This window comes from Candidatus Competibacteraceae bacterium (assembly GCA_016699715.1).
GTDB lineage: Bacteria > Pseudomonadota > Gammaproteobacteria > Competibacterales > Competibacteraceae > Competibacter.
Map to the genome: position 1 here is coordinate 449219 of CP065007.1, position 25016 is coordinate 474234.

The 25016-nt window shown below is 60.8% G+C and carries 25 protein-coding genes and 1 tRNA gene; 14 read left to right on the forward strand and 12 right to left on the reverse strand.

What is annotated here, in order from left to right:
• Positions 1–70: 70 nt before the first annotated feature.
• Entirely contained in the window at positions 71–484 is a 414-nt protein-coding gene (queF, locus tag IPM89_02065) for a preQ(1) synthase (GenBank protein ID QQS54664.1), read from the forward strand.
• Positions 485–496: 12 nt separating this feature from the next.
• Here the strand turns inward: queF and IPM89_02070 are convergent, their stop codons facing one another.
• Complete coding sequence (locus IPM89_02070; GenBank protein ID QQS54665.1) at positions 497–949, reverse strand: DUF302 domain-containing protein; 453 nt, start codon at positions 947–949, stop codon at positions 497–499.
• Positions 950–1139: 190 nt separating this feature from the next.
• Here IPM89_02070 and IPM89_02075 point away from each other — a divergent pair, with 190 nt between their 5' ends.
• Genes IPM89_02075 through IPM89_02115 form a run of 9 tightly spaced genes read left to right on the forward strand, consistent with a single transcriptional unit; the run spans position 1140 to position 7842 of the window.
• Positions 1140–2549, forward strand: coding sequence for a F0F1 ATP synthase subunit beta (locus IPM89_02075; GenBank protein ID QQS54666.1), 1410 nt, complete (start codon positions 1140–1142; stop codon positions 2547–2549).
• Positions 2549–2941 carry a F0F1 ATP synthase subunit epsilon gene (locus tag IPM89_02080; GenBank protein ID QQS55744.1) on the forward strand — a complete coding sequence of 131 codons (393 nt, stop codon included), beginning with the start codon at positions 2549–2551 and terminating at the stop codon, positions 2939–2941. Before IPM89_02075 ends, IPM89_02080 begins: the two co-directional genes overlap by 1 nt.
• Positions 2938–3297, forward strand: a complete 360-nt coding sequence (locus IPM89_02085; protein QQS54667.1) for an AtpZ/AtpI family protein — start codon at positions 2938–2940, stop codon at positions 3295–3297. Before IPM89_02080 ends, IPM89_02085 begins: the two co-directional genes overlap by 4 nt.
• Positions 3290–3580: an ATP synthase subunit I gene (locus tag IPM89_02090; GenBank protein ID QQS54668.1), complete on the forward strand. Its 291-nt coding sequence runs from the start codon at positions 3290–3292 to the stop codon at positions 3578–3580. Before IPM89_02085 ends, IPM89_02090 begins: the two co-directional genes overlap by 8 nt.
• Positions 3577–4305 (forward strand): F0F1 ATP synthase subunit A, encoded by a 729-nt coding sequence (locus tag IPM89_02095; GenBank protein QQS54669.1) that lies wholly within the window; start codon positions 3577–3579, stop codon positions 4303–4305. Before IPM89_02090 ends, IPM89_02095 begins: the two co-directional genes overlap by 4 nt.
• A gap of 16 nt (positions 4306–4321) precedes the next feature.
• Positions 4322–4600, forward strand: a complete 279-nt coding sequence (locus IPM89_02100; protein ID QQS54670.1) for a F0F1 ATP synthase subunit C — start codon at positions 4322–4324, stop codon at positions 4598–4600.
• A 2-nt stretch (positions 4601–4602) separates the two neighbouring features.
• Positions 4603–5385 (forward strand): F0F1 ATP synthase subunit B, encoded by a 783-nt coding sequence (locus IPM89_02105; protein ID QQS54671.1) that lies wholly within the window; start codon positions 4603–4605, stop codon positions 5383–5385.
• On the forward strand, positions 5372–6886 hold the full coding sequence (locus IPM89_02110; GenBank protein ID QQS54672.1) for an alternate F1F0 ATPase, F1 subunit alpha: 1515 nt from the start codon (positions 5372–5374) through the stop codon (positions 6884–6886). The genes IPM89_02105 and IPM89_02110 overlap by 14 nt, the downstream gene beginning before the upstream one ends.
• A gap of 5 nt (positions 6887–6891) precedes the next feature.
• A complete protein-coding gene (locus IPM89_02115) occupies positions 6892–7842 on the forward strand; it encodes a F0F1 ATP synthase subunit gamma (GenBank protein QQS54673.1) in 951 nt (316 codons plus the stop codon).
• A gap of 7 nt (positions 7843–7849) precedes the next feature.
• Here the strand turns inward: IPM89_02115 and pyrF are convergent, their stop codons facing one another.
• The 10 genes from pyrF to IPM89_02165 form a co-directional block, all read right to left on the reverse strand.
• The gene (pyrF, locus tag IPM89_02120) at positions 7850–8557 is read right to left on the reverse strand and encodes an orotidine-5'-phosphate decarboxylase (protein ID QQS54674.1); all 708 of its coding nucleotides are present in this window, start codon (positions 8555–8557) and stop codon (positions 7850–7852) included.
• A gap of 238 nt (positions 8558–8795) precedes the next feature.
• Positions 8796–9254: a universal stress protein gene (locus IPM89_02125; GenBank protein QQS54675.1), complete on the reverse strand. Its 459-nt coding sequence runs from the start codon at positions 9252–9254 to the stop codon at positions 8796–8798.
• A gap of 67 nt (positions 9255–9321) precedes the next feature.
• Positions 9322–11184, reverse strand: a complete 1863-nt coding sequence (locus tag IPM89_02130) for a hypothetical protein (GenBank protein QQS54676.1) — start codon at positions 11182–11184, stop codon at positions 9322–9324.
• A gap of 13 nt (positions 11185–11197) precedes the next feature.
• A complete protein-coding gene (locus IPM89_02135; protein QQS54677.1) occupies positions 11198–12757 on the reverse strand; it encodes a BCCT family transporter in 1560 nt (519 codons plus the stop codon).
• A 354-nt stretch (positions 12758–13111) separates the two neighbouring features.
• Complete coding sequence (locus IPM89_02140) at positions 13112–14218, reverse strand: IS4 family transposase (protein ID QQS54678.1); 1107 nt, start codon at positions 14216–14218, stop codon at positions 13112–13114.
• 729 nt (positions 14219–14947) lie between these two features.
• Positions 14948–15023, reverse strand: a tRNA-Asn gene (locus tag IPM89_02145).
• Positions 15024–15162: 139 nt separating this feature from the next.
• The gene (locus IPM89_02150; GenBank protein QQS54679.1) at positions 15163–16008 is read right to left on the reverse strand and encodes an alpha/beta hydrolase; all 846 of its coding nucleotides are present in this window, start codon (positions 16006–16008) and stop codon (positions 15163–15165) included.
• A gap of 13 nt (positions 16009–16021) precedes the next feature.
• Positions 16022–16345 carry an antibiotic biosynthesis monooxygenase gene (locus IPM89_02155; GenBank protein QQS54680.1) on the reverse strand — a complete coding sequence of 108 codons (324 nt, stop codon included), beginning with the start codon at positions 16343–16345 and terminating at the stop codon, positions 16022–16024.
• 89 nt (positions 16346–16434) lie between these two features.
• Positions 16435–17316: a 4-hydroxybenzoate octaprenyltransferase gene (ubiA, locus tag IPM89_02160; GenBank protein ID QQS54681.1), complete on the reverse strand. Its 882-nt coding sequence runs from the start codon at positions 17314–17316 to the stop codon at positions 16435–16437.
• Positions 17313–17852 carry a chorismate lyase gene (locus IPM89_02165; protein QQS54682.1) on the reverse strand — a complete coding sequence of 180 codons (540 nt, stop codon included), beginning with the start codon at positions 17850–17852 and terminating at the stop codon, positions 17313–17315. Before IPM89_02165 ends, ubiA begins: the two co-directional genes overlap by 4 nt.
• 435 nt (positions 17853–18287) lie before the next feature.
• Between IPM89_02165 and IPM89_02170 the strand changes: the two genes are divergently transcribed.
• The 4 genes from IPM89_02170 to IPM89_02185 all read left to right on the forward strand — a co-directional run bounded on the left by IPM89_02170 (position 18288) and on the right by IPM89_02185 (position 24213).
• On the forward strand, positions 18288–19460 hold the full coding sequence (locus IPM89_02170) for a cation:proton antiporter (protein ID QQS54683.1): 1173 nt from the start codon (positions 18288–18290) through the stop codon (positions 19458–19460).
• A gap of 320 nt (positions 19461–19780) precedes the next feature.
• The gene (tkt, locus tag IPM89_02175) at positions 19781–21823 is read left to right on the forward strand and encodes a transketolase (protein QQS55745.1); all 2043 of its coding nucleotides are present in this window, start codon (positions 19781–19783) and stop codon (positions 21821–21823) included.
• 100 nt (positions 21824–21923) lie between these two features.
• Positions 21924–22922, forward strand: a complete 999-nt coding sequence (gene gap, locus IPM89_02180) for a type I glyceraldehyde-3-phosphate dehydrogenase (protein ID QQS54684.1) — start codon at positions 21924–21926, stop codon at positions 22920–22922.
• Positions 22923–23031: 109 nt separating this feature from the next.
• A complete protein-coding gene (locus IPM89_02185) occupies positions 23032–24213 on the forward strand; it encodes a phosphoglycerate kinase (GenBank protein ID QQS54685.1) in 1182 nt (393 codons plus the stop codon).
• Positions 24214–24530: 317 nt separating this feature from the next.
• Here the strand turns inward: IPM89_02185 and IPM89_02190 are convergent, their stop codons facing one another.
• Positions 24531–24902, reverse strand: a complete 372-nt coding sequence (locus IPM89_02190; protein ID QQS54686.1) for an RNA-binding protein — start codon at positions 24900–24902, stop codon at positions 24531–24533.
• Positions 24903–25016: the final 114 nt, after the last annotated feature.

Sequence of the window (25016 nt, forward strand, 5' to 3'; positions counted from 1 at the left end):
ATTGCGCTATGCTGTCCGGCGGGGCGGTCGAACCGGCCATCCCTCACACCTTCACCGCCGGAAGCTTGCCATGTCCGATACCGAAAACCTGACGCTGCTGGGTCAGTCCAAGACCGAGTACCCACAAAGCTATAGCCCGAACGTGTTGGAGCGGTTCCACAACCGCTATCCCCAGCAGGATTACGTGGTGGAGCTGGACTGCCCCGAGTTTACCTGCCTGTGCCCGCTGACCGGGCAACCCGATTTCGCCCACATCGGCATCCGCTACAGCCCCCGCGAGTTTCTGGTGGAGTCGAAATCGCTGAAGCTGTACCTGTTCAGTTTTCGCAACAAGGGCGAGTTCAGCGAGGATAGCGTCAACTGCATCGCTCGGGATCTGTTCCAGTTCCTGCAACCGAAATGGCTGGAGGTGTGGGGAGAGTTCTGGCCTCGGGGCGGCATCGCGATCAAACCCAGCGTGCGCTTGGCCGATGCGGAGTCCTGAAGCAGGATCATCTCAATCGCCAACGGTTTCCCGAGCGAAACCGGCCAGGGCCTTTTGCAGCTTCGCCACCACCGGGCATTGCGCCACCCCGTGGCGTGTCGCCAGGAACGCCGGGTCGTTATAGCCGAGCCAGACCTGACCGGAGGCATCCTCCCAGACCAGCGCCTTGAGCGGCAGGTCGATCCCGACCGTTTGCGCGCACTCCATGAACGGCGTACCACCCTGCGGATTGCCGAAGATCAGCAGCTCGGTCGGGCGGAGGGTCTTGCCGATCTTCTTGGCGCCCGCCGCGTGATCGACCCGGGCAAAAATCGTCATGCCCTTCTTCTGGAGCAGGTTTTCCAGGCGATCCATCGTTTCCTTGGGGCTCAACGGGCTCTTGAGGGCGATCAAACCGTCGGCGCTCCATGCGGAGAGCGACATTGCAAGCAGCAGCGCCACGCAGACCAAGCGCAGGGTTTTCATTATTAGCTCCTTAATGTAGGGTTATCTAAGCAATAGCTGTTGAAGACCTGCTTTTCAACGGTCGCCGGATTGACTTTTGTCGGTCGCCGCCGAGTCCGCCCTTCGGGATAGAGCCGTTTAGCCTGGGCGCGGAGCAATGTGCCGACGATACATTGTGGTCGCAAGACGGTTTGTATGGAGGTTGCATTCAATGCCGGCCATCCCGGCTTCGTCAGTACCTGCTCGCGCCGTCGCCGAGTCGCAGGGTACGGTAATCGCCGTGCGCGGCAGCGTGGTGGACGCGCGCTTTCCCCACCACCTGCCGGCTTTGCGCCAGCGACTGCGCGCTGGCCGGGATCAATCGGTGGTCATCGAGGTCAGCGACCATTTGGCGGTCGATGCCGTGCGCGGCATCGCCCTGACGCCCACCCAGGGTTTGGCGCGCGGCGATCCGGTGCGGGACAGCGGCGGTCCGCTGACCGTGCCGGTCGGGCCAGAACTGCTGGGGCGAATGATCAACGTGTTCGGCCAGACCATCGACGACGGCCCGGCGCTGACGGGTGGCGAATGGCGTTCGATTCACCAACCGCCGATTCCGTTGGCTCAACGCCGGGTCGGTCTGGAGATGTTCGAGACTGGCATCAAGGTCATCGACCTGCTGTGTCCGCTGGAACGTGGCGGCAAGGCGGGGCTGTTCGGCGGAGCCGGGGTCGGCAAAACCGTGATCATCACCGAGCTGATTCACAACATGGTGGGCCGCTACCAGGGCGTCAGCCTGTTCTGCGGGATCGGCGAGCGCTGCCGCGAGGCGGAGGAACTGTATCGCGAGATGCGCGAGGCCGGCGTGCTGAAGGACGCGGTGCTGGTATTCGGGCAGATGGACGAACCACCGGGCGCGCGCTTCCGGGTCGGCCACGCCGCGCTGACTCTCGCCGAGTATTTCCGCGACCGCGCCCGCCGCGACGTGCTGCTGTTGATCGACAACATCTTCCGTTTCATTCAGGCCGGCGCCGAAGTCTCTGGTCTGATGGGCCGCATCCCGTCGCGGGTCGGCTATCAACCGACCCTGGGCACCGAACTGGCCGAGTTGGAAGAGCGCATCTGCAACGCCGCCGGCGGTTCCATCACTTCGGTGCAGGCGGTCTACGTGCCCGCCGACGATTTCACCGACCCCGCCGCCGCCCACACCTTCGCCCATCTTTCGGCTTCGGTGGCGCTGTCTAGAAAGCGCGCCAGTCAGGGTTTTTACCCGGCGGTGGACCCGCTGACTTCCGACTCCAAGCTGCTGACCCCGGCGCTGGTCAGCGAGCGTCATTACCGGATCGCCCAAGCGGTGCGCAAGACCCTGGCCGAGTACGAGGAACTCAAGGATCTGATCGCCATGCTCGGTCTGGAGGAGTTGTCGCTGGCCGATCGGCGCACCGTCAATCGCGCCCGGCGGCTGGAGCGCTATCTGACCCAGCCGTTTTTCACCACCGAGCACTTCACTGGCCGGTCCGGCAAGAGCGTACCGCTCCCGCAAGTGCTGGACGACTGCGAGCGCATTCTGAACGACGGTTGCGCCGACTGGGCCGAGGCGGATCTGTACATGATCGGTACCCTGGACGAGGCGCGGCGATGATCCGGTTGAAGGTGCTGACTCCGACCCAAACCGTGGTGGACGAAACCGCGACCCAGGTTCGCGCCGAAGGGTTGGAAGGCGCATTTTGCCTGCTGCCGCGTCATCGCGACTGGGTGGCGGCGCTGGTACCGGGCATCGTGGGCTTCACCACTCCCGCCGGATTGGAATACTTTGTGGCGGTGGATCAGGGCGTACTGAGCAAGCGCGGCGCCGAGGTGCTGATCGCGGTGCGGCGGGCGGTGCGGGAAGGCGATCTCCGCCGATTGCGGCAGGTGGTGGATATCGAGTTCCGTCAACTCGACGATCAAGAGAAAGCAGCCCGTGGCGCCTTGGCTCGACTGGAGGCCGGGATGATCCGGCGGTTTCTGCACTTGGGGGAGGGTAGGCGATGACTCGCTCCCACAGTCCCGATCCCTCTGGGAAAGAGGAGAATGACAGCGTCAAGGGCCAACCGATCGCTTCATCCCCGCCGCCCGATCTTCTGCCGGAACAGGTGGGGCGTAAGGCATCGCGTAAGCTGCGGGCGCGTGAGACGGATCGGCCCAGCGTCTGGTTCGGCCTGGGCCTGTTCGGCATCGTCGGCTGGACGGTGGCGCTGCCGGCCGTCCTGGGTGCGCTGCTGGGGCTGTGGTTCGACCGGAACTGGCCCAGCCGGCATTCCTGGACCTTGACGCTGCTGGTCGCGGGATTGGTGCTCGGCTGCGCCGCCGCCTGGCAATGGTTGAAAAAACAGGAGCCTCATGATTGAGAGTTGGACTGGGCTGCTGGCCGCGCTGGGTGGCCTACTTCTGGGCCTGTTCTATTTCGCCGGCCTGTGGTTCACCCTGCAACGATTGCCGGCTCATCCCCATCCCGCCTTGTGGGTGGCCGGTAGTTTCATTCTGCGGCTGGCCGTCAGCCTGAGCGGGTTTTATTTTATCCTCGGTCCGGATCGTAATCTGATCCGGCTGGGAATTGCGCTGCTGGCCTTCATGGCGGCGCGGGTCGTGCTGACGCGCTATTTGCGACCGACGCCGGAGTCACGAGCATGACCATCAGTCCCGATCAAACCGTCTGGTTCGAATTCGGTTTCATCCGCATCAGCGCCACCTTGCTGTTCACCTGGCTGGTCATGGCACTGCTGGTGGTGTTGGCTCGGTGGATCACCCGCCGGCTGACCGCCGACGCCACGCTGTCGCCTTGGCAAAATCTGCTGGAGGTGCTGGTCGAAGGTATTCAGGGACAAATCCGCGATATCGCCCGGCAGGACTCCGTGCCCTATCTGCCCTTCGTGGGCACCTTGTTCGTTTTCATCGCCACCTGCAACCTGCTGGCCATCGTCCCTGGTTTCGAGCCGCCCACCGGCTCACTGTCCACCACCACCGCGCTGGCGCTATGCGTCCTGGTCGCGGTGCCGCTGTTCGGCATCCGGCGGCGGGGGTGGCGCGCGTATCTGAGGGACTATCTGGAACCGACCCCGATCATGTTGCCCTTGAATCTGATCGGCGAGCTGGCCCGCACCCTGGCGTTGGCGGTGCGGCTCTACGGCAACGTGATGAGCGGCGCCGTGGTGGGAGCGATTCTGCTGATCGTCACCCCACTGTTCTTCCCGGTGTTGATGCACGCGCTGGAGCTGCTGACCGGGATTATCCAAGCTTATATCTTCGCGGTGCTCGCCACGGTCTATCTCGCCGCGGCCACGGCGGCGCACGATATTTCACCCCCGGCCTCCTCACCCTCTTCCTCGGAGGATGAGGAGCGAATTAACGAACCCTGACGGAGGGCACCTCCCCATGGATGCCGCACTTCTCATTGGCCTTGCCTCGGTCGTCACCGCCGGCCTCACCATCGCCATCGGCACCGCTTGCCCCGCCTTGGCGGAAGGCCGGGCAGTGGCTCAGGCCCTGGCTGCCATCGCTCAGCAACCGGACGAAGCGGCAACCTTGAGCCGTAGCCTGTTCGTCGGTTTGGCGATGATCGAATCCACTGCCATCTATTGCTTCGTGGTGTCGATGATTCTGATTTTTGCCAACCCGTTCTGGAATCATTTCGTCGCTGCCGCCGGCCAGTAGCCATGCAGATCGACTGGTTCACCGTCGCCGCCCAGATCGTCAATTTTCTGCTGCTGGTGTGGCTGCTGAAGCGGTTTCTGTACCGTCCGGTGCTCGATGCCATGGCCGCCCGCCAACAAAAAATCGCGGCGGCGCTGGAAGAGGCCCGGACCAAGACCCAGCAAGCCGAAAGCGCGGCGCAAGCCGGTCGAGAGCGGCAGGCCGTGCTGGAAGCCCAACGCGAGGCGTGGCTGGCCGAGGCTCGCCAGGAGGTTGCGGACCAACGCGAGGCGTGGTTGTCGGCGGCCCGACGCGAGGTGGAGGCCCAGCGCGCCGACTGGCTGGCGGCCTGGCGGCGGGAGCAGGCGGAAGGCCAGCACGCCCTGCAACGGGAAGCCGTCCACCGCTTGACCGAGGCACTCCGCCACGCCTTGCGCGAACTGGCGGACGCCGATCTGGAGCGGCGGATGTTCGAACCGCTGCTGACACGGCTGCGCGCCCTGGATGTGGGCGAACGCGCGGCGCTGGCGCAGGCGGCATTGGGCGGCTGCACCGTTACCACCGCCTTTTCCCTGGACACGGCGCTGCAACAAGACTGGCGAACGATGCTGCATTCACTGCTGGGCACCGAAACGTCACTCAGCTTCCATCACGATCCGAACGCCGCTTGCGGCATCACCCTGGAAATGCCCGGTCACCGTCTGGCTTGGACCCTGGACAGCTATCTCGATGGTTTCGGCGCAGCGCTCGCCCAGGCATTGAATTCCCGGATCTCCACCGTGGCCGACGACCATGCACGATCCTGAGCTGTTCGCGCCTTTCGACCGGGCGCTGGCTGCCTATCGGCCCGAGATCAAGGTCGTGGAAACCGGGGTGGTGGAGCAGCTCGGCCAGGGTATCGCCCAAGTCAACGGCTTGCCGGGCGTCGAGGCCATGGAACTGGTGCGTTTCCCCAACGGCATTCTCGGCATCGCCTTCAATCTGGACCCCGATGAGGTCGGCGTGGTGCTGCTCAACAACAGCAGCGGCCTCAAGGCCGGCGATCCGGTCGAGCGTACCGGACGAGTGGTGGATACGCCGGTTGGTTCCGCCCTGCTGGGGCGAGTGGTCAATGCCCTGGGCGAACCGCTGGACGAAGCCGGCCCGCTGGTCGCCGCCGACCGCTGGCCGCTGGAACGGCCGGCGCCGGCGATCATGCACCGGGCGCCGGTCAGCGTGCCGCTGGCCACCGGCATCAAGGTAATCGATGCCGCTATTCCGGTCGGCCGGGGCCAGCGGGAGCTGATCCTGGGAGACCGGCAAACCGGTAAGACCGCGCTCGCCGTGGATGCCATCCTCAACCAGGCCGATCAGAACGTGATCTGCGTCTATTGCTGCATCGGCCAGCGCGGCACGGCGGTGGCCCGGGTGCTCGACGATCTACGGCGGCGCGACGCCTTGGGTTACACCTTCCTGGTGGTGGCCGCCGGCGAAGACCCGCCCGGCTTGCAAGTCCTCACCCCCTACGCCGCCACCAGCATGGCGGAATGGTTCATGGCCCAGGGCCGCGACGTGCTGATCGTCTACGACGATCTGACCCGGCACGCCCAGGCGTATCGGGAACTGTCGTTGTTGCTGCGCCGTCCGCCGGGGCGGGAAGCCTATCCCGGCGATGTGTTCTATCTGCACTCCCGGCTGTTGGAACGAGCCACCCGGTTGCGCCCGGAGCATGGCGGCGGTTCGCTGTCGGCGCTGCCGATCGTCGAGACCGAGGCGCAAAACGTCTCCGCCTATATACCCACCAACCTGATTTCGATCACCGACGGCCAGATTGTCCTGTCCCCGGACTTGGCCCGAAAGGGCATTCTGCCGGCGGTCGATGTCGGTCAGTCGGTGTCGCGGGTGGGCGGCAAAACCCAGTTGTCGGCCTATCGCACCATCGCCGCCGAATTGCGGTTGGCCTATTCCCAGTTCGAGGAGTTGGAAAGCTTCGCCCGTTTTGGTACCCGCTTGGATGTGGCCACTCGCCGGACCCTCGAGCGCGGCCATCGGGTACGCGAAGCACTGAAACAACCGCGGTACCAGCCACTACCGGTCGCCGATCAGATCGCGGTGCTGCTGGCGGTGACCGAGGGCGTGTTCGACCTGGTGCCGCTGGAACGAGTGGCGGCCGCGGAACGGGCGGTGCGGGAACAGGTCGCCGTCCGCTGTCCCGACATCGGCCAGCGGATCAGTGCTGGAGCACCGCTAAGCGACACCGACCGGGATGCGCTGCTGACGGCGGCGCGGCTGGCGCTCGCCGGTTTTGCCGCCGCTCAACCTGACTGACTACCATGCCGGCTCTGGATGCGCTGCGCCATACCCTCGCCACGGTCGAGGAGTTGCGATCCATCGTGCGGACCATGAAGGCGCTGGCGGCGGTGAGTATTCATCAGTACGAGCGGGCGGTCGCGGCGCTGACCGATTACGATCGCGCGGTGCGGCGCGGGCTGGCGGTGGTGTTGGGGGATCTGGTGGCGGAGGCTGGAGCGCACGGTGTCGGGCTGCTGGGGCCGCTGGATGACTCGCCGCCCGGTGGCAAGTTGGTCACCGGCGCCATCGTGTTCGGCTCCGATCACGGTTTGTGCGGCCGGTTCAACGAAGCGCTTGCGGAGTATGTGGCGGAAACGCTGCGCGAATCGGCGGCGGCCTGCCGGGTGTTGGCGGTCGGGGTGCGCCAGGCGGCGGCGCTGGAGGGGCAAGGCCTGGTCCCCGAACAGCAGTTCTACACGCCGGGCGCCGCCAGCGCCATCCACCAGACCGTGCGGCAGGTGCTACCGTTACTGGAGCAGTGGCGCGCGCGGGGTGTGACCCAGGTGCTGCTGTTCCATAGCCGTCATCGGGGCAGCGAAAGCCACGAACCCACCAGTACGCGGCTGTTGCCGCTCGACCCGGATAGCCTGCGCCGCGAACCGGCCACGCCGTCGCGTTCCCTGCCCGGTTACGCCGTCGGCCACGCTGAGTTGCTGGCCGCGCTGCTGCGGGAATGGCTGTTCGTGGAGCTGTTTCGCGCCTGTGCCGAATCCCTGGCCAGCGAGCACGCCAGCCGCCTGCTGGCGATGCAGGCCGCCGAGCGCAATATCACGGACCGTTTGGCGGAATTGAACACCGCCTACCGCCAGCAGCGCCAGGAGGCGATCACCGCCGAATTACTGGATGTGGTCGCTGGGTTTGAGGTGCTGGTGGTGGCGGGTGGTCGCCGTGAAAAACTCCGCCGGGACGGGGTGGGAGAAAACGAAGTTTGAACGGTCCCTATAGCGCGGCGGCGATCTCGTCTTGCAGTGCCCTGACGATGCTGATCGGTTCCTTGGCGTTGCGGATGGGGCGCCCCACCACCACGTAATCGGCTCCATTCCTGATGGCGGCATGGGCGGACGCGACCCGTTTCTGATCGTCGTCCTGAACCCTGTCGTTGGTTCCCGGACGGATACCGGGCGTCACGATCAGAAACTTGTCACCCAGTCCGTCCCGCAGGCGAGGGACTTCCAGTCCGGAAGAAACCACGCCATCGCAGCCCAGGTCGAGCGCTTTCCGGGCGCGGTGATAAACCAGATCCTCGATGGTGCCGGTCATGCCCATCTCCCGCATGTCGGATTCATCGAAGCTGGTGAGCACGGTCACGGCCAGGATTTGGGCGCTGCCTCGTTCCTGCACGGCCGCGCGCAGAATCGGTTCGTTGCCATGCACGGTGATGAAGGTGGCGCCCTTGTTTTTCAGTTCCCGAACCGCCAGGGCCACGGTCTCGGGGATGTCGAAAAACTTCAGATCGACCATCACCTTGTGACCGCGCCGCAAGATCATGTCGATCGTGGGGAAACCGCCCGCCAGGAACAGCTGCAGGCCGACTTTATAGAACCGGACCTGATCACCCAGGCGATCCAGCCAGCGTTCGGCTTCATCTTTCGAATCCACGTCCAGCGCGAAGATGATGCGCTCGTTAAGAGGGATCTGTTTTGTCATGACTTGACTCTTGGGGGGTGGGTTACAGTGGCGGCCGCGCGATACCGACGGCGCGTATGGGCGCAAAGGCCGAGCGTCTTGCCGCCCATCCATGGGGTAGCCTTGAAAAAGCGCGACGGGCAACGGCTAAGGTTTTTTCAAAGCGACTTCTGATTACCTGATCAACATATTGAAACCCAGGCAAGGGGACGAGACGGCGAGTGCGGGAAACGACCTCGCCGCCGCGATGCGGAGAGGCTCATTCCTTGTCGCGGACCACCATCACCGAGCATCGGGCGTGTTGGACCACGCGGCTGGTGTTCGAGCCCAACAAATAGTCCTTCACCGAGGGCCGATAAGCCGCCATGAAGATCAGATCCGCGTCGATTTCCTCGGCGACGTCCAGGATCTCCTTATAGATCGAGCCGTGTTTGGCCAGCACTTTGGTTTCGAATCCTGCTGGAATCAATTCCTTGACCAGTTCCGTGATTCTTTCCCTGGCCTGTTTCATCATTTCCGGAAGGCCGTAGCTTTCCGAGCCGCCTTTGGCGCCGCGGATCGCATAGCGCCAGTCCATGCCGGCGGTGATGTCGGGCACCACCGTCATCACATACAACGTGGCCGAGTGGTAACGCGCTTCCTCGGCGGCGGCCGGCAGTATAGTGACGTAGGAACTCTTGTGGTTCAGATCGATGGGGACCAGGATGGTTTGATGCATCTCACACCTCCGTCTCTGTCAGGGGGCGGCGCCACCGCTTGGCAGGCCAAGCGGTGTTGTCGAGCGGTTACCGCGCTTTTCTTTTTCGCGGCGGGTCTTTCTGCTGAAACAGATAAATCAGATAAATAATCAGCAGGATAACGACCAGGTTAGTGAAAGAGATAGCGGGTCTGACCTCGATACCTTCGGGTTTGGCGGCTTTCGACGGGCGCAGAACCGCCGCGGAGGGCAGGGCGGGGTCAATTTTCTCGTTGCTCGCCAGCGCCTTGTTCAAGGCAAGAATCGCGGCGTCGGAAATCGGCTGGGTCCGGGCGCCGACGATAATAGCCGGCCCTCGATCGCCAACTGCCTCATGCTGCGGCGAGGGACCCGCCAACACGGTCTGAACGCTCAACGTATCCACGGGTTCCTCCTGACCCTCGTAGGTCTGAGCCGGAATCCGCGCCAACCGCAGGAATGGAAAACGCACCAGGTTATTACCCTGACCCCATTCTTTCAGCGGTACGAGTTCTAATCCTCCCTGGTTCATCAGGGTGGTTAGCGCTACGCGACCGGGTTCCACCATCAGAAACAGACCGTCCAGTTTGCCTTGGCGCAACGCCACGACTTGGGCCTCCACCTCGCCTGGTATCAGATCAATCTGGTCGAGCAGCCCCAATGAGATAAGCACCATCCGCGCGGTTTGATACGAAGTGCCATGCTCCGGCCCGACGCCGAGACGTTTGATTTGCGTCAGGCTATCGGCGCCGCCGGAAACAGTGAGCAGATGGGCGAGCCGATAACCGACCACCCCGAGCGCCTCAGCGGTAGTGATGGGTTTCGGAAACATCCCTTGCAACTCGAAAAATGCTTCCGCTCCGACCAGGGCCAACCGGGTTTTGCCCTGTAACATCCGTTGCAGCGGCTCAGGGCTACGGTCCAACGTGATACGGCGGGTAGGAAAGGCTTTGCGCACGGCGCGCACAGCCCGGCCAGCGCTGAGTTCCACTTCATCCAACAGACCAACGGCGAGCAGTAACTCCTCCGCTTTGGCGATATCCTGCGGGGTGATCGCCAACTGGCGTTCGACCAGGAACTGCCGCGCCACCAGTTTATAATCCCGACCCTCAAGGTCCACCGCCTTGTTCATTTCACGCATCACATCCACCCCGATGGTGTCCTTAAGCTGATCGAGAATGGCCACGAGCCGCGGATAGCGTTCCAGCGTGCTTTGCCGCACCAGCGGCGCGGGCTCATAGACCGGGAAAAATTGCAGATCATCCTCCAGCACCGTGAGACCGAAGTCGGCAATCTGGCCGTCGGTGGAAAAACCTTCAATCACATCCACCTTGTCATCCAGCAGCGCCTGGTAGATTTTCTGCTTCTCGCCTTCAGCGAATACCAGAGGCTCCGCCGCCGACAATCCGTAACGCCTTAGCAGCGCGGCGTAACCATCCAGAGGACGTTCCAGAAACTGAGAGTCAATGGCAAAGCGCGGTGATGACGGCAGCTTCAATAAGTCACTAATGGTCTTGGTGTTCGTGGCCGTAGCGCGATCCCGGCGCATGAGCAGAACATATTCGTTGGAAAACCCGAACCGACCCAGCCATTCCAAACCCAGGGGGGCAAACAGCTCCTTGACCTGGGCATACGCCTGGTCCCCATCGTGAATCGGCGACTGGCCCAGCAGCAAGAGACCCGTGCCGTCGTACTCGGCATAAAGATCAATATCGCCGCGTTTAAGGCCCTCCTGATTGAGAAAAGTGTCCCCGTAAGGGATCGAGCGCTTGACCGGAATACCCGTTTGCTCGATCAACTGGGCCATAATCTCCGCCAGCAGGTGTTGTTCGGTAAAATCCTTGGAACCGATATGCACCGGCTTCGCGGCTTTCTCGCAGCCGCTCGCCAGGAGCACCAGGACCGTCATGAAAAAAAAGATGGCGAATTTCATGGTCGGATGCGCCTTACCGGGTTTCTTCTAGCGGATGGATCAACCGGTCGGCTTGGTCCTCGTGCAGCGTCGTGACCGCTTCTTCCCGCCGAATGGTGCGTAAAAATGCCACGACTTGCAGGCACAGCACCAGGGAAAACGGCACCGCTCCGGTGATCGCCATGGCCTTGGCCACCGTGGCGCTGCCGGAGAACAGCACGGCCGCGGCAATCACTGCAATCAGCACGCCCCAGGTGAGTTTGAGGGGGGTACTCGGATTAAGGCTGCCGTTGCTGGTCATCATGCTGACCACGAAGGTGCCCGAATCGGCACTGGTGACGAGGAAGATGAAGATCAGGAATACGGCCAGCACATTCAACACGCTGCTCAACGGAAAGTAGCCCAACAAGGCGAACAGCGCCCGGTTAACGTCCTCGAATATCAGTCCGGCGATCCCGCCGCCACCGTACATTTCGATGTAGAAACCGGCACCGCCGAATGCGGAGAACCAGAGCATGGAAAACAGCGTCGGCAGCAGGATCACCCCGATGCAGAATTGACGAAGGGTGCGGCCCCGACTGATCCGCGCGATGAAGATACCGACGAACGGCCCCCAGGCCAGCCACCAGATGAAATAGGTCAGTGTCCAGCTCTGGGTCCAGCCGTCCAGTCCTTCATAGGGGAACATCCGAAAGGAAATGTCCAGCAGTTGACTGAAGTAGTCGCCGATGGTGTTGACGAAGGTCTGAAGAATAAAGGTCGTAGGGCCAAAAAAGATCACGACCAGCATGATGGATACAGCAACGATCATATTGATATTACTGAGGATCTTGATGCCTTTATCCACGCCGGTGCTGGCCGACAGCAGGAACGTCACCGTCATCAGGGCCAGGATGATGATGCTGACGGTGTGGGTATCCGGGGTGCCGAACACTTCAGTCAAACCGGAGCGCACCTGCAGGATGCCCATGGTCAGCGAGCCGGCTAGCCCGAAGATCACCGCCAGCACCCCGATGATGTCAGCGGTATTGCACCAGAAAGTGACTTGACGACCGCCTTTACCGCCAAAGGCGTGACGAATTGGCGTGGAGATCAAGGCCGGCTCGCCCTTGCGAAATCCAAAATAAGCGATGACCAGGGCGCACACGGCATAGATGGACCAGGCGTGCAGGCCCCAGTGCAGATTGGTGATCACCATGGCGGCTCGCGCGGCGGCGGGCGTCAGACCTTCCCCGCCCGGTGGCGAGTAGTAATGATACATGGGTTCGGCCGCGCCCCAGAACATCAACCCGGCGCCCATGCCCCCGGCGAATAGCATCGCCAGCCAGGATGGCGTCGAAAATTCCGGCTCATCGTTATCCGCGCCCAGCTTCAAATGCCCGTAAGGGCCGAATGCAAGAAAGATGCTGAGGATTAAAAAGCCGGTGCACATGGTGAGAAAGAACCAATCCAGGCTTTCCAACGCATAACCGGTAATACCGAGGCAGACATCGGTCATCTCTTGCGGGGCGATGATGCCCCACCCACCAATGCCAAAACTCAGCACCAGCGAGATAATCAGGACCGTGTTGAAACGAGAGGGGGCTGTTTGCATATCACATCTCCGGTGATGGTCGAGCGGCGCAACAAGACGCTTCGACGGCTCCAGTTTCGAGCCTATTTTCAATAGAAGCAATAAGTTGAAATAAAACACATTGGTTTTAGTCGACGACGATCCCAGTGAACTTAGGCCATCGGATGTTAAAACAGATTATCAATCTCCTGAGCATATTCAAAATTCTTATCAAGAACCTCGCTGGTCGGAATAATCCAAATTCCCAGTTGACCCAGCAACAAAGCCTGAGAAAACATTAAGTTGCTTTGTCGGGTTCATGTGTTTGATCTTTATCATTAAATAAAGCTAGTTCGACCTACATTGTACAGGACAAAATCATCTAACCAAATGAATTTACGTTAAAATTCTGCCGGGTGGCGTATTGGTTAGAGGTAGAAAACAGCGATTTTGAGGGCTCGATCCCAACCGTTTAAAGAGCGACTCCAGTGCCTGATGAAAAGCGTATTGCCGGGCGGATTCTTGGTGATGAAATAAACAACTTCTCAAATAATCTAATCCATAGCGAAAAAGACTTTGGGTGGGACGGCCATGTTTTTTGATCTTGATCGGTTTAATTTCATGGCGCCATTCACCAATGATATGCGCCCAACTAAATGCAATAGCGAGAAAAGCCATCCATTTTTCAAGTCGCTGGGGGTCAGTTATATGGGTGGATTCCAGATCGAATCCCCGAGTTTTTAAGCAAATGAAAAGCGTTTCGATCGGCCAGCGTTCCTTATAATTTTCCAACGCGGTTTCCGGTTGTTCTTGCGTTGCGAGAATAACGAATTCACCGTTGGCCATTTTCAGACCAATCACATAAAGAGAGTGCCCCCACACGGTTCGTTGGCCCGATAAAACCAGAGCGCTGCCACGGGGTAGGCCTCGAAAAAGATTTTCGGCGGAGACGGGGACCCCTCGGGAGTTAGAGATTTGCGTATTCTTTTTGATGCGTATTACGAATTTAATTTGATTTTCAATAAGATAACCAAACCATTGAATCCCAATAAACTCGCGATCCGCAAACAAGCAGGCGATCATTTGCGGGCCGAAAATCGTAAGGAATCGATTCATTAATGCTATTCTTTCTTGGGTATTTGAGTTGCCTTTTTTATCTAAAGCAACCCATAGTATAGGAAAAGCAGATCCGCGATAGACGACTCCTAAAACAAGGTAATTGATATTGACATCACCATATTTCCAATTGGTTCTATCGAGTGTCAATTTGAACTGAAGCACAGGAATGAGACTGGCAATGAACCGGGCGACTTGATTCAGATCTAGAGAAAATTGACAAAAAAGTCGTTGAAGGCGTTTGTAATGAGAGGCCGGTTGCGCACGCCCAGGAAAGGTGACAGCAATCTTTGCGAGATTGACCGTTCCCATCTGGATGATTCCGATAATTAAATAGACGATGCAAGAGATACGCGCTCGGTTCCAGTGAAAATGATGATGAAGCATTTCTGCAAAGTGCCGGGTATTAAAAAAGGGGAATTCACGGAATTAACCTCGCCTGTTTTAGAATTAATGTTATCAATCAATTAGTTATGATAACAGCAACCTCGCGATCCTACTACCCTCAAAATAGCTGTTATTTTTTATCTTAATTTTCAGCAAGTTATTTTTGTCCTGTACAATGTTCGACCTAGATAAAAAGCCAAAACCTGATGAGGTAATACCAATTCTGAATAGGTTTTCGTCATTCCCGCGAATGCGGGAATCCAGGCCGCCGCTGAAAAACGGGATACCCGCTTTCGCGGGTATGACGAACAGGGTGGTTATTGGCCTCCGAAAAGAACAAAACCTATCGGGAAACGATATAACGCCATGAAAGAAGTCCCGTCGGACGCATGAAAAAATACGGCTGAGGATACGCCGACAGCATCCTGCTGATCGATGAGAACGGGTGCTCGAAGCTGGGGCGCAGTCGGTGGGGGTGGCGCGGCAATGGTGCGGTCAACGGGGCAAAGTGGAGAACTGCCCAGTGAGGGTGTTTGTGGCGCTGAGCCGGGGGAAGCTCAGGCAACGCGAAATGCACCGGGGCAGGCTACTTGCTGGGTGTGCAAGGTAGTAGCCAGTGTGGCGGTCCGCTTGTCGTTGACACCGCCATCGTTTGCTGGCGAGGGGGTAGCCGGTAGACGACGGACAAAAAATTAAGAGGGCTAGGTTTTCACCTAACCCTCTTGTATGTGGCTCCCCAGCGCGGACTCGAACCACGGACCCGGTGATTAACAGTCACCTGCTCTACCAACTGAGCTACTGGGGAATTGTGAAGGAACGAGAATCATATTGATCCTCCCTCGTACTGTCAATCCCTGCTCAACGACTGGTCAGGGCGATCACGTTGTCTGGTCCGGACAGGGCGCGGTATTGGCCGCCTTGAGCGGGTGTGGAGGGGAAATCATTCAGGCTGCCGCGAAGAACGGCGCGAGCAGGCGGGCGCAAGGTTCCGGGTCTTCCAGATGAGGATGGTGCCCGCCGGGCAGAATTTTTACCGTCAGATCGGCGATGCGGGCATAGCGCTCCCGCATGTAGGCCCGCTTGAGCAGATAGCCATCGGCGCCGCAGATCAGCAGCGCCGGCGCCACGATACGCTCCATGTAGGCCAGGATTTGCGGTTCGCCTAAATACAGCGGCGAGACGAAGCGCAGCCGGGGATCGGTGCGCCAGCCGAAGCCGCCATCGGTCGGTCGAAGACCGCGCTCGACCAGAATCGCCGCCGCTGTCCACGACAGGCCGCCGGCCTCGCAGCGTGCCTGAATCGCGGCCTCCAGATCCGCATAAACCGGCGGGCGCTTGCGCGGCAGGGCGTCCATCTGCTCGATGGTCTTGCGCAGGTTGGCCGGACCGTCGGCGGGGTCGCTGGTCGGTGGCCCCAAGCCCTCGATCATTGCCACCCGGTCGATCCGTTCCGGCAAGGTGGCCGCCACGAAGCTGGCGATGCCGCCGCCCAGGGAATGGCCGAGCAGAGCGAAGCGGTCCCAGCCCAGCGCGTCGGCGGCGGCGACCACATCGGGAATGAAATCCACGAAATGGTAATGGATACCCGCCGGACGGTGCTCGGAGCAGCCATGTCCGCTCAGGTCCAGCGCTACCAGTCGCGCCTCGGGCAGCAGTGGTGCCAAGGCGTCGAAGCTGGCGGCATTGTCGAGCCAGCCGTGCAGCGCCAGCACCGGAATGCCGTCCGGCGGACCCCAGACCCGCGCCGCCAGCCGCAGATAGGGGGTTTGCAGCTCCAGTTCTTCCGGCATCGACGGGCGGCTCTCAAACGTCGGGCGGATAATCCCAACCCGAATCGGCCGGGAATAGATTGGCGTATTTCACGCTGCCGCGCGGTTCCGCCATCATCCCGGCCACCGCATCGCGCCAGCGCGCGTAGTGAGCGGTTTCCTTGTGTTGGACCGTAGCCTCGACCGTGCGGTAGATCTCGACCAGTACGAAGCGGGTCGGGTCATCGGTCTGTTGGATCAGGTCGAAGCGGGCGATCCCCGCTTCCTGGAGGCTGTGGCGGGCGTTGTCCAGCGAGGCTTCCTTGAACGCCTCGACGCAATCCGGCTTGACGTGGACGAAGACATGGACAATCAGCATGGTGTTTTCCTCGCTTGACGGGAAATTTCCCCAGCCGTGGGTGGAAGGGCAAACGGCGTTGAGGATATCCGGGTGCGCGCCCGCCCGTTTCAGGCGAGGCTCGCCGGCAGATAATCCAGCAGCAACCCACAGAAAATCGCCCGCCCGAAACCATTGTTGTTGAGGAACGCCTTGAAGCATTCGGCCGGTTCGCGGTTGCGGATCAGGTATTGCTGGTACAGGGCGAACCACGCCGCCACGAACAGCCCCAGATAATAGATCCAACCGCGCCCGGCCAGCAGCCCCACCGCCACCAGCACGATCAGCAACGCCAGTTGCAGATAGCCGATGATCCGCTTGTCCCGCTCACCGAACAGGATGGCGGTGGATTTGACGCCGACCTTGAGATCGTCTTTCCGGTCCACCATGGCGTACTGGGTATCGTAAATCGCCGACCAGAGGACGTTGCCGAGGAACAGCAGCCAGGCCACCGGCGGCAGGCTGTCGGTCACCGCCGCGTAAGCCATCGGAATGCCCCAGCCGAACGCCGCGCCGAGATAAAACTGCGGCAGAGAGTGCAGCCGCTTCATGAATGGATAGCTGGCGGTCAACGCCAGGCCGACGAAGGACAGCTGCACGGTCAGCGCGTTCTGGGTCAGCACCAGGGCGAAGGCCAGCAGGCTCAGCACGGCGGCGAGAGCCAGCGCTTCGCCCGCCTGGACCCGGCCAGCGGCCAGCGGCCGGTCGCGGGTGCGGGCGACATGGGGGTCGAAATCGCGGTCGGCGAGGTCGTTCATGACGCAGCCGGCCGAGCGCATCAGCACCACGCCCAGCACGAAAACGAGCACGGTGCCGCGTGGCGGTTGGCCTTCGCCCGCCAGCCACAGTGCCCACAGGGTCGGCCACAGCAGCAAATAAATACCGATGGGGCGGTGCAGGCGCATCAGCATGCCGTATTCGCGCAGGCGGTCTTCGAAGCGTTCGATATTCATGAGAGGAATTCAATCCGGTCGACAAGAGCCGGAGATACCGGCAAAGCGGGCAGGAAAATCTCGCACACCAACAGCGGGTAGCGGCCGTCGATCCAGAATGCCGAACGGCGTCCCCAAATCGCGTCCGGTGGCTCGGCAAAGCCGGCGAAGGCACGTTGGTGCAGGCGCTGGCCGGCGACGATGCGAGCGATTTCCACCGGGCCGCGGCGGACCTTGGGATCGGCGAACAGCACCTGCCCCAAGGGCCGGCTGCCCAGGCGGGTTAGCCGACGGCCTCGTCCTCTCAGGGTCCGTGCTGGAATCAGGGTGCGGGCGAACACCCAAGGTTGCCCGTCGCACAGCAGCTGGACCTCTCGGGTCCATGCCCAGGCATCCAAGCGCAGCCGCAGGGCGCCCGCTTCGTCGCGGCCGGGGCAAGTCCAGCGCTGGCTGAGCACGCGCACGCCGAATCGACCCGCGCAGACGTGGCGCAAGCGCTGGGTCAACGATCCGGCGTCGAGCAACCAGACGGACAGGCCGGTGGGTATGTCGCGCAAGAATAGCCGCGAGCGAGGATACCATCGCGGCGGAGTATTGAATGGGGTGCGGCGGTCGGCGTGCAAGATGGTTGTGGTTGTTAGTAAAGTTATTCGGTTTGGCGAGACGGGCAATTATGGCATGGTTGCCAGCTATCGGGGGAATGGCACGGATGGCGTGCTCGTTCCCGCGTTGCCGGCAACGCTTCGGGAACGCTAGTAGATAAGGCCATCGCCTGGTCGGATCGAGGCTGGATCGGCCTCTCGGGACCGCCGTGCCTTGAGTGGACCCGGATCGGCGTTCTCACCAGATGAACCAAGGTATCGGTCGGTGGAGTGGAGTCAGCGTCGTGGTGGCTTCGGGACGTGGCCGAATGCTGTTATAGTGACGAGATATCGGCGCATCGGTAATGGATTCAATCGATACCGCCGAAGTGTGGCCGGACATCCATAACAATGCACGCTCAAAACCCCATCATCTTTTCCCTGTTTCTGATTTTCACCGGCGCGGCGCTGTTCGCCACGTTGGCGCTGTACGCGCGCCAAGCGTTGCCGATTGCCTATATCGTGCTAGGTATCTGCATCGGACCCTACGGCTTCAAGTTGATCGACAACGCTTCGGCCATTGAAGAGATGGCCCAAATCGGCATCATGTTCCTACTGTTCCTGCTGGGCCTGGATCTGTCGCCGCAGCGGTTGCTGCAGATGTTGCGTAAGGCAACCGTGATCATGGTCGGCACCTCGCTGGTCTTTGCGTTGCTGGGAGGGGGGGTCGCCTGGTTGTTCGGCTATTCGCCCGGCGAGAGCCTGCTGGTCGGGGTGGCGATGACGTTTTCCAGCACGATCATCGGCCTTAAGCTGCTGCCGACCCGTGCCCTGCACCACCAGCATACCGGCGAAATCATCATCAGCATCCTGCTGCTGCAAGATCTGCTGGCAATCGCCGTGCTGCTGTTGCTGGAGGGGCTGGGTGGGCGCGGCTCCTCGTTGAAAGGGTTGGGCCTGCTGATCATTACCCTGCCGATGCTGTTGGGGTTCGCCTATCTGAGCTCGCGTTACGTACTGATTCCGCTGATTCGCAAGTTCGACAAGATCCGCGAATACATCTTCCTGACCGCCATCGGTTGGTGTCTGTGCATTTCGCAGGTAGCGGCCCTGCTGGGTTTGTCCTACGCCATCGGCGCTTTCATCGGCGGGGTGGCGTTGGCCACCAGCCCGATCGCGCTGTACATCGCCGATAGTCTCCGGCCCTTGCGCGATTTCTTCCTGGTGCTGTTCTTTTTCTCGTTGGGCGCCGGCTTCGATCTGGGAATGCTGGGCTCGGTGTTTTTGCCCACCTTGCTGCTGGGCGCGCTGCTCCTGGCGGTCAAGCCGTGGGTGTTCCGCGGTTTCCTGCAATGGTCTGGCGAACGGCCGCGCATCGCCATGGAAGTGGGGGTGCGACTGGGTCAGGTCAGCGAGTTTGCCCTGTTGATCGCGGTGCTGGCCCAGCAGAATCAGTTGATCGGCCGGGAGGCGTCGTATCTGGTACAGGCAACCACGCTGTTGACCTTCATCGTCTCCACGTATTATCTGGTGCTGACCTATCCGACGCCGGTGGCGATTTCCGACAGCCTGCGCCGGGATTGAGCGGCGTGGCCACCTGAGCATGGACCGTATCGTACTCCGTTGCCACAGATAATCATTGGCGAATATCCCGATTTTTCCTATAATCGCCGCCATTTTTCGGCCGAACCGAACCCAAAGGGGCTTTGGCGCGACCGGGCATCCTTAGCGATCTCTCCGGTGAACGTCCCAGTAAGAGCGACGCGCGCGGCGGGGTCGTGGAGCCTGACGGTTTAGGTTCCACGTATACCCGGTTCCTTCATTTTTCGTTGCTGAGTACTGTTTAGGAGAGAGAGTTCATGCCCTCCCGTAGTGAATTGGCCGCTCGCCCCATGGTGGATGCGATGACCGCGCCGCTCGCCGCTTCCGGCGCCCCCGTTCGGGCAGCCACCGCCCCCTCGGGCCGGGATCTGGCCAACGCCATTCGCGCCCTGAGCATGGATGCGGTGCAACGGGCGGAGTCCGGTCACCCCGGCGCCCCGATGGGCATGGCCGACTTCGGCGCCGTCCTGTGGAACGATTTTCTGCGCCACAATCCAGCCAATCCCAAATGGCTGAATCGCGACCGCCTGATCCTGTCCAATGGGCACGGTTCGATGCTGCTGTATTCCCTGTTGCACCTGAGCGGCTACGATCTGAGCATCGAGGATCTGCGCAATTTCCGGCGGTTGGGTTCACGGACTCCCGGCCATCCCGAATACGGCCTCACCCCAGGCGTGGAAACCACCACCGGGCCACTCGGGCAAGGTCTGGCCAATGGCGTCGGCATGGCGCTGGCCGAACGGGCGCTGGCCACCCGTTTCAACCGCCCCGGTTTTCCCATCGTCGATCACTACACCTACGTCATCCTCGGCGACGGCTGCCTGATGGAAGGCATCTCCTCCGAAGCCTGCTCGCTGGCGGGCACTTGGGGACTGGGCAAGCTGATTTGCCTCTATGACAGCAACGACATCTCCATCGATGGTCCGGTCAGTGGCTGGTTCAGCGAGAATGTTGCCAAACGTTTCGAAGGCTTCGGTTGGCATGTGATTCCCAATGTGGACGGCCACGACACCGATGCGGTCCACCGGGCCATCAAGCAGGCCCGCGCCTTCACCGGTAGCCCCACCCTGATCTGCTGCAAGACCACTATCGCCCGCGGTTCGCCCAACAAGGGCGGTAGCGAGAAGTCGCACGGCGCGCCGCTGGGTGCCGCCGAGGTGGCCGCAACCCGCGAGAATATCGGCTGGCATCATGAACCGTTTGATATTCCTACAGAATATTACCGCGCTTTCGACGCCCGTACTAAAGGCGCCGGTTGGGAAGGCGAGTGGAACGACATGTTTGCCTGCTATCGGGCCGAGTACCCGGAGGCCGCGGCGGAACTGGATCGGCGCTTGGCCTGCGGCTTTCCCCCGGACTGGCAGGAACTGGCCTGGAGCTTCATTCAAGCGACCCAGGAACGGCATGAGGATATCGCTACTCGGGTTGCATCCCAGCGAGCGCTCGAAGCGTACAATCCCCATTTTCCCAGCCTGGTCGGCGGCTCCGCCGATCTCACCGAATCCACGGGCATTCCCTGGATTGGTTGCCGACCGGTGGACTTCGAGCACCCCGACGGCAATCTGATTTATTACGGCGCGCGGGAATTCGCGATGTACGCCATCATGAACGGCTTGGCGCTGCATGGTGGTTATGTACCCTTTGGCGGTACCTTCCTGATGTTTGCCGACTATGGTCGCAGCGCCATTCGCATGTCGGCGTTGATGAAGCTGCGCTGTGTGTTTGTTTTGACCCATGATTCCATCGGCGTTGGTGGCGACGGCCCAACCCACCAGCCGATCGAGCATGTGGCCAGCCTGCGAATCATTCCCGATCTGTCGGTGTGGCGAACTTGCGATACCACGGAGACCGCCGTGGCCTGGAAGGCGGCGCTGGAGCGCACCAACGGTCCGACGGCCCTGATTTTCACCCGTCAGAAACTACCGCACCAGGATCGCACCCCGGAACAGGTGCGGGCCATTGCCCGGGGCGGCTATGTGCTACTGGACTGTGGGGACGAGCCGGAAGCCATCCTCATCGCCACCGGCTCCGAGGTTCAACTGGCGGTCGAGGCGGCCAAGCAACTGAACGGCCAGGGCCGACGGGTGCGTGTGGTCTCCATGCCATCCGTGAATGTATTCGATGCCCAGGATGCGGACTGGCGCGAGTCGGTGCTGCCGGCGGCGGTGACCCGGCGCGTGGTGGTCGAGGCGGGCGTCACCGCGCCCTGGTACAAGTACGCCGGTCCGCAAGGTACGGTGATCGGCATCGATCACTTCGGCGAGTGCGGTCCGCCGGAGGTTATTTTCCAGCATTTCGGCTTCACCGCCGAACGGGTGGTCGCCGCCGTGCGGGCGCTGTTCTAGCAAATGCTGTTTTTTAATGAATCCGGTCTACACTTGATCGTGTTAAGTGGGCGACCCGTTCGCCCGTCTTTTGATGAAATCACTCTGATTGGAGGAAAGCATGGCCATTAAAGTTGGTATCAATGGGTTCGGTCGTATTGGTCGTATGGTATTTCGCGCGGCGGTCAAGAATTTTTCGGATATCGAGATCGTGGGTATCAACGACTTGCTGGAACCCGACTACCTGGCCTACATGCTGAGTTACGACTCGGTGCATGGTCGTTTCCAGGGTGAGGTCTCCGTCGAAGGCAATACCTTGATGGTCAACGGCAAAAAGATCCGCCTGACCGCGGTCAAGGATCCCGCTGAACTGAAGTGGGATGAAGTGGGCGCCGACATCGTCGTCGAGTCCACCGGCCTGTTCCTGACCAAGGAAACCTGCCAGAAGCACATCACCGCCGGCGCCAAGAAAGTCATCCAGAGCGCGCCCAGCAAGGATGACACCCCGATGTTCGTCTACGGCGTCAATGACAAGACCTACGCCGGTCAGACCATCATCTCCAATGCGTCCTGCACCACCAACTGCCTGGCGCCGGTCGCCAAGGTGTTGAACGACACCTGGGGCATCAAGCGCGGTCTGATGACCACCGTGCATGCCGCCACCGCGACGCAGAAAACCGTGGACGGTCCGTCCAACAAGGATTGGCGCGGTGGTCGCGGCATCCTGGAGAACATCATCCCGTCCTCCACCGGCGCCGCCAAGGCCGTGGGCGTGGTCATCCCCGAGCTGAACAAGAAGCTTACCGGCATGGCCTTCCGCGTCCCCACCTCCGATGTGTCCGTGGTCGACCTGACCGTGGAACTGAACAAGCCGGCGTCCTATAAGGACATTTGCGCCGCGATGAAGGCCGCCTCCGAAGGCCCAATGAAGGGCGTGCTGGGCTATACCACCGACAAAGTGGTCGCCACCGACTTCCGTGGCGAGAGCTGCACCTCTACCTTTGACGCCGACGCCGGCATCGCTCTGGACGACACCTTCGTCAAGGTCGTGGCCTGGTACGACAACGAGTGGGGCTACTCCTGCAAGGTTCTGGAGATGGTCCGCGTCATGGCCAAATAAGCGGTCGCCACCCTGTGGCGGTTCGTTTCTAGGCTGAAATCATAGACCCCCGCCGCCTTGCGCCCCGCGCCAGGGCGGACGGGGGTTTTGCTTGAAAAGGAAAAGAAACATGAATTTTAAGCGTCTGACTGATCTCAATGTGGCTGGCAAGCGGGTGTTCATCCGCTCTGATCTCAATGTCCCCGTCAAGGATGGCAAAGTGACCTCCGACGCCCGGATCACCGCCTCGATGCCCACCATCGAATTCGCGATGAAGGCTGGAGCCAAGGTCATGGTCACGTCTCATCTGGGCCGTCCGACCGAGGGGGAGTTCTCTGAAGAAAATTCGCTCAAGCCAGTGGCTGATGTGATGTCCGCCAAGTTGGGCAAGCCGGTGCGCGTGATCCGCGATTGGGTCAATGGTGGCTTTGAAGTGGCCGACGGCGAAGTGGTGCTGTTGGAAAACTGCCGCACCAACAAGGGCGAAAAGAAGAACGTCGAGGAAACGGCGAAAAAGTACGCAGCCCTCTGTGATGTGTTTGTCATGGATGCGTTTGGCACCGCCCATCGCGCCGAAGCCTCCACGCACGGCGTTGCCAAGTTCGCGCCGGTGGCTTGCGCCGGCATTCTGTTGACTGAAGAACTGGACGCGCTGACCAAGGCGCTGGCCCAGCCGGCCCGACCGATGGTCGCCATTGTCGGCGGTTCGAAAGTCTCAACCAAGCTAACCGTGCTGGAAAGCCTGTCCGAAAAGGTCGATCAGATGGTGGTTGGTGGCGGTATCGCCAATACCTTCCTCGAAGCGGTTGGCAAGAACGTCGGCAAGTCGCTGTGCGAGCATGATCTGGTGCCGACCGCACAGGCATTGATGAAAAAGATGACCGCCCGCGGCGCGACGATTCCGATTGCTACCGACGTGGTGTGCGGCAAGAAGTTTGACGCTGCCGAACCCGCCGTGTTGAAAGATGCCGGTGCGGTGAGCGACGACGACATGATCTTCGATATTGGCCCGAAGAGTGCCCAGGAGCTGGCCGACATCATCATGAAGGCCGGCACGGTGGTGTGGAATGGTCCGGTCGGCGTGTTCGAATTCGACCAGTTCGGCGAAGGCACCAAGACCGTCGCCATGGCGATTGCGAATACGAAAGCCTTTACGCTGGCTGGCGGTGGCGACACCATCGCCGCGATCCAAAAGTATGACATCTACGACAAGGTGTCTTATATCTCCACCGCTGGCGGCGCGTTCCTGGAATTCCTGGAAGGCAAGGTGCTACCCGCCGTCGCCATGTTGGAGTCGCGAGCGAACGACTGAGGCTCGAAGGTTTTTCTAAAAAAAAACGGGCGGTTGTTTATCCGCCCGTTTTTCGTTGCGGCGAGAGTGGGGTGGCGATGCTCGTAACCGGCAAAGCCGCTCTTCCGCGGAGAGAGCCCAAAGCGAGATCGATGAAATTGATGATGGGTTTTACAAAACAGCGCCGGCGGGGAAAAACCGGCGCGAATCATCGAACCAAAATTTAGGAAACGGCTTGCAAGTCGTTGATGTTCCGATGCGTCCTGTTGAATGCACTGTTGGTCGCGGTGACCCGTACGATGAGGAGGCTTCCAATTGGGACGTATGGGATCCGATCGTCAGTATCGACGACCACCGCCGCCACCGCCGCCACCGCCGCCGCCATAGCCTCCACGTTTTCCACCGCCACCGCCGTAGCCGCCACCGCCACCGCCACCGTAGCCGCCACCGCCGCCACTGCTTTGTTGCGGGCGCGCTTCGTTGACGGTCAGACCGCGGCCATCAACCTCCTTGCCATTGAGGGCGGCGATAGCTGCCTGCGCTTCCTGGTCGCTACCCATTTCTACAAAGCCGAACCCCTTGGATCGTCCGGTATCGCGATCCGTGATGACTTGGGCCGAACGCACCGCGCCATGTACCTCGAACAGGCGCTCCAGCTCGCTGTTACCGATGCTATAGCTCAAATTTCCAACATATAACTTCTTGCCCAATTGAAAGACTCCTCAATAAGTTTCACCAAAAAACAACAGATAAAACATCAGACATGCCAAGTACAAGTTGGCAGTTTTACATGGGGCTTATGCTGAGTCAATTCTCAACTTCCC

What these genes read in the sequence shown, in the direction of transcription:
- IPM89_02095 (QQS54669.1), top strand. Translation starts at nt 3,577, where the DNA reads ATGACCATCAGTCCCGATCAAACCGTCTGGTTCGAATTCGGTTTCATC.
- IPM89_02085 (QQS54667.1), top strand. Translation starts at nt 2,938, where the DNA reads ATGACTCGCTCCCACAGTCCCGATCCCTCTGGGAAAGAGGAGAATGAC.
- IPM89_02125 (QQS54675.1), bottom strand. Translation starts at nt 9,254, where the DNA reads ATGCATCAAACCATCCTGGTCCCCATCGATCTGAACCACAAGAGTTCC.
- IPM89_02110 (QQS54672.1), top strand. Translation starts at nt 5,372, where the DNA reads ATGCACGATCCTGAGCTGTTCGCGCCTTTCGACCGGGCGCTGGCTGCC.
- IPM89_02090 (QQS54668.1), top strand. Translation starts at nt 3,290, where the DNA reads ATGATTGAGAGTTGGACTGGGCTGCTGGCCGCGCTGGGTGGCCTACTT.
- IPM89_02075 (QQS54666.1), top strand. Translation starts at nt 1,140, where the DNA reads ATGCCGGCCATCCCGGCTTCGTCAGTACCTGCTCGCGCCGTCGCCGAG.
- IPM89_02115 (QQS54673.1), top strand. Translation starts at nt 6,892, where the DNA reads ATGCCGGCTCTGGATGCGCTGCGCCATACCCTCGCCACGGTCGAGGAG.
- IPM89_02150 (QQS54679.1), bottom strand. Translation starts at nt 16,008, where the DNA reads ATGCCGGAAGAACTGGAGCTGCAAACCCCCTATCTGCGGCTGGCGGCG.
- ubiA (QQS54681.1), bottom strand. Translation starts at nt 17,316, where the DNA reads ATGAATATCGAACGCTTCGAAGACCGCCTGCGCGAATACGGCATGCTG.
- IPM89_02130 (QQS54676.1), bottom strand. Translation starts at nt 11,184, where the DNA reads ATGAAATTCGCCATCTTTTTTTTCATGACGGTCCTGGTGCTCCTGGCG.
- tkt (QQS55745.1), top strand. Translation starts at nt 19,781, where the DNA reads ATGACCGCGCCGCTCGCCGCTTCCGGCGCCCCCGTTCGGGCAGCCACC.
- IPM89_02170 (QQS54683.1), top strand. Translation starts at nt 18,288, where the DNA reads ATGCACGCTCAAAACCCCATCATCTTTTCCCTGTTTCTGATTTTCACC.
- IPM89_02155 (QQS54680.1), bottom strand. Translation starts at nt 16,345, where the DNA reads ATGCTGATTGTCCATGTCTTCGTCCACGTCAAGCCGGATTGCGTCGAG.
- IPM89_02135 (QQS54677.1), bottom strand. Translation starts at nt 12,757, where the DNA reads ATGCAAACAGCCCCCTCTCGTTTCAACACGGTCCTGATTATCTCGCTG.
- IPM89_02070 (QQS54665.1), bottom strand. Translation starts at nt 949, where the DNA reads ATGAAAACCCTGCGCTTGGTCTGCGTGGCGCTGCTGCTTGCAATGTCG.
- gap (QQS54684.1), top strand. Translation starts at nt 21,924, where the DNA reads ATGGCCATTAAAGTTGGTATCAATGGGTTCGGTCGTATTGGTCGTATG.
- IPM89_02185 (QQS54685.1), top strand. Translation starts at nt 23,032, where the DNA reads ATGAATTTTAAGCGTCTGACTGATCTCAATGTGGCTGGCAAGCGGGTG.
- IPM89_02105 (QQS54671.1), top strand. Translation starts at nt 4,603, where the DNA reads ATGCAGATCGACTGGTTCACCGTCGCCGCCCAGATCGTCAATTTTCTG.
- queF (QQS54664.1), top strand. Translation starts at nt 71, where the DNA reads ATGTCCGATACCGAAAACCTGACGCTGCTGGGTCAGTCCAAGACCGAG.
- IPM89_02100 (QQS54670.1), top strand. Translation starts at nt 4,322, where the DNA reads ATGGATGCCGCACTTCTCATTGGCCTTGCCTCGGTCGTCACCGCCGGC.
- IPM89_02140 (QQS54678.1), bottom strand. Translation starts at nt 14,218, where the DNA reads ATGCTTCATCATCATTTTCACTGGAACCGAGCGCGTATCTCTTGCATC.
- pyrF (QQS54674.1), bottom strand. Translation starts at nt 8,557, where the DNA reads ATGACAAAACAGATCCCTCTTAACGAGCGCATCATCTTCGCGCTGGAC.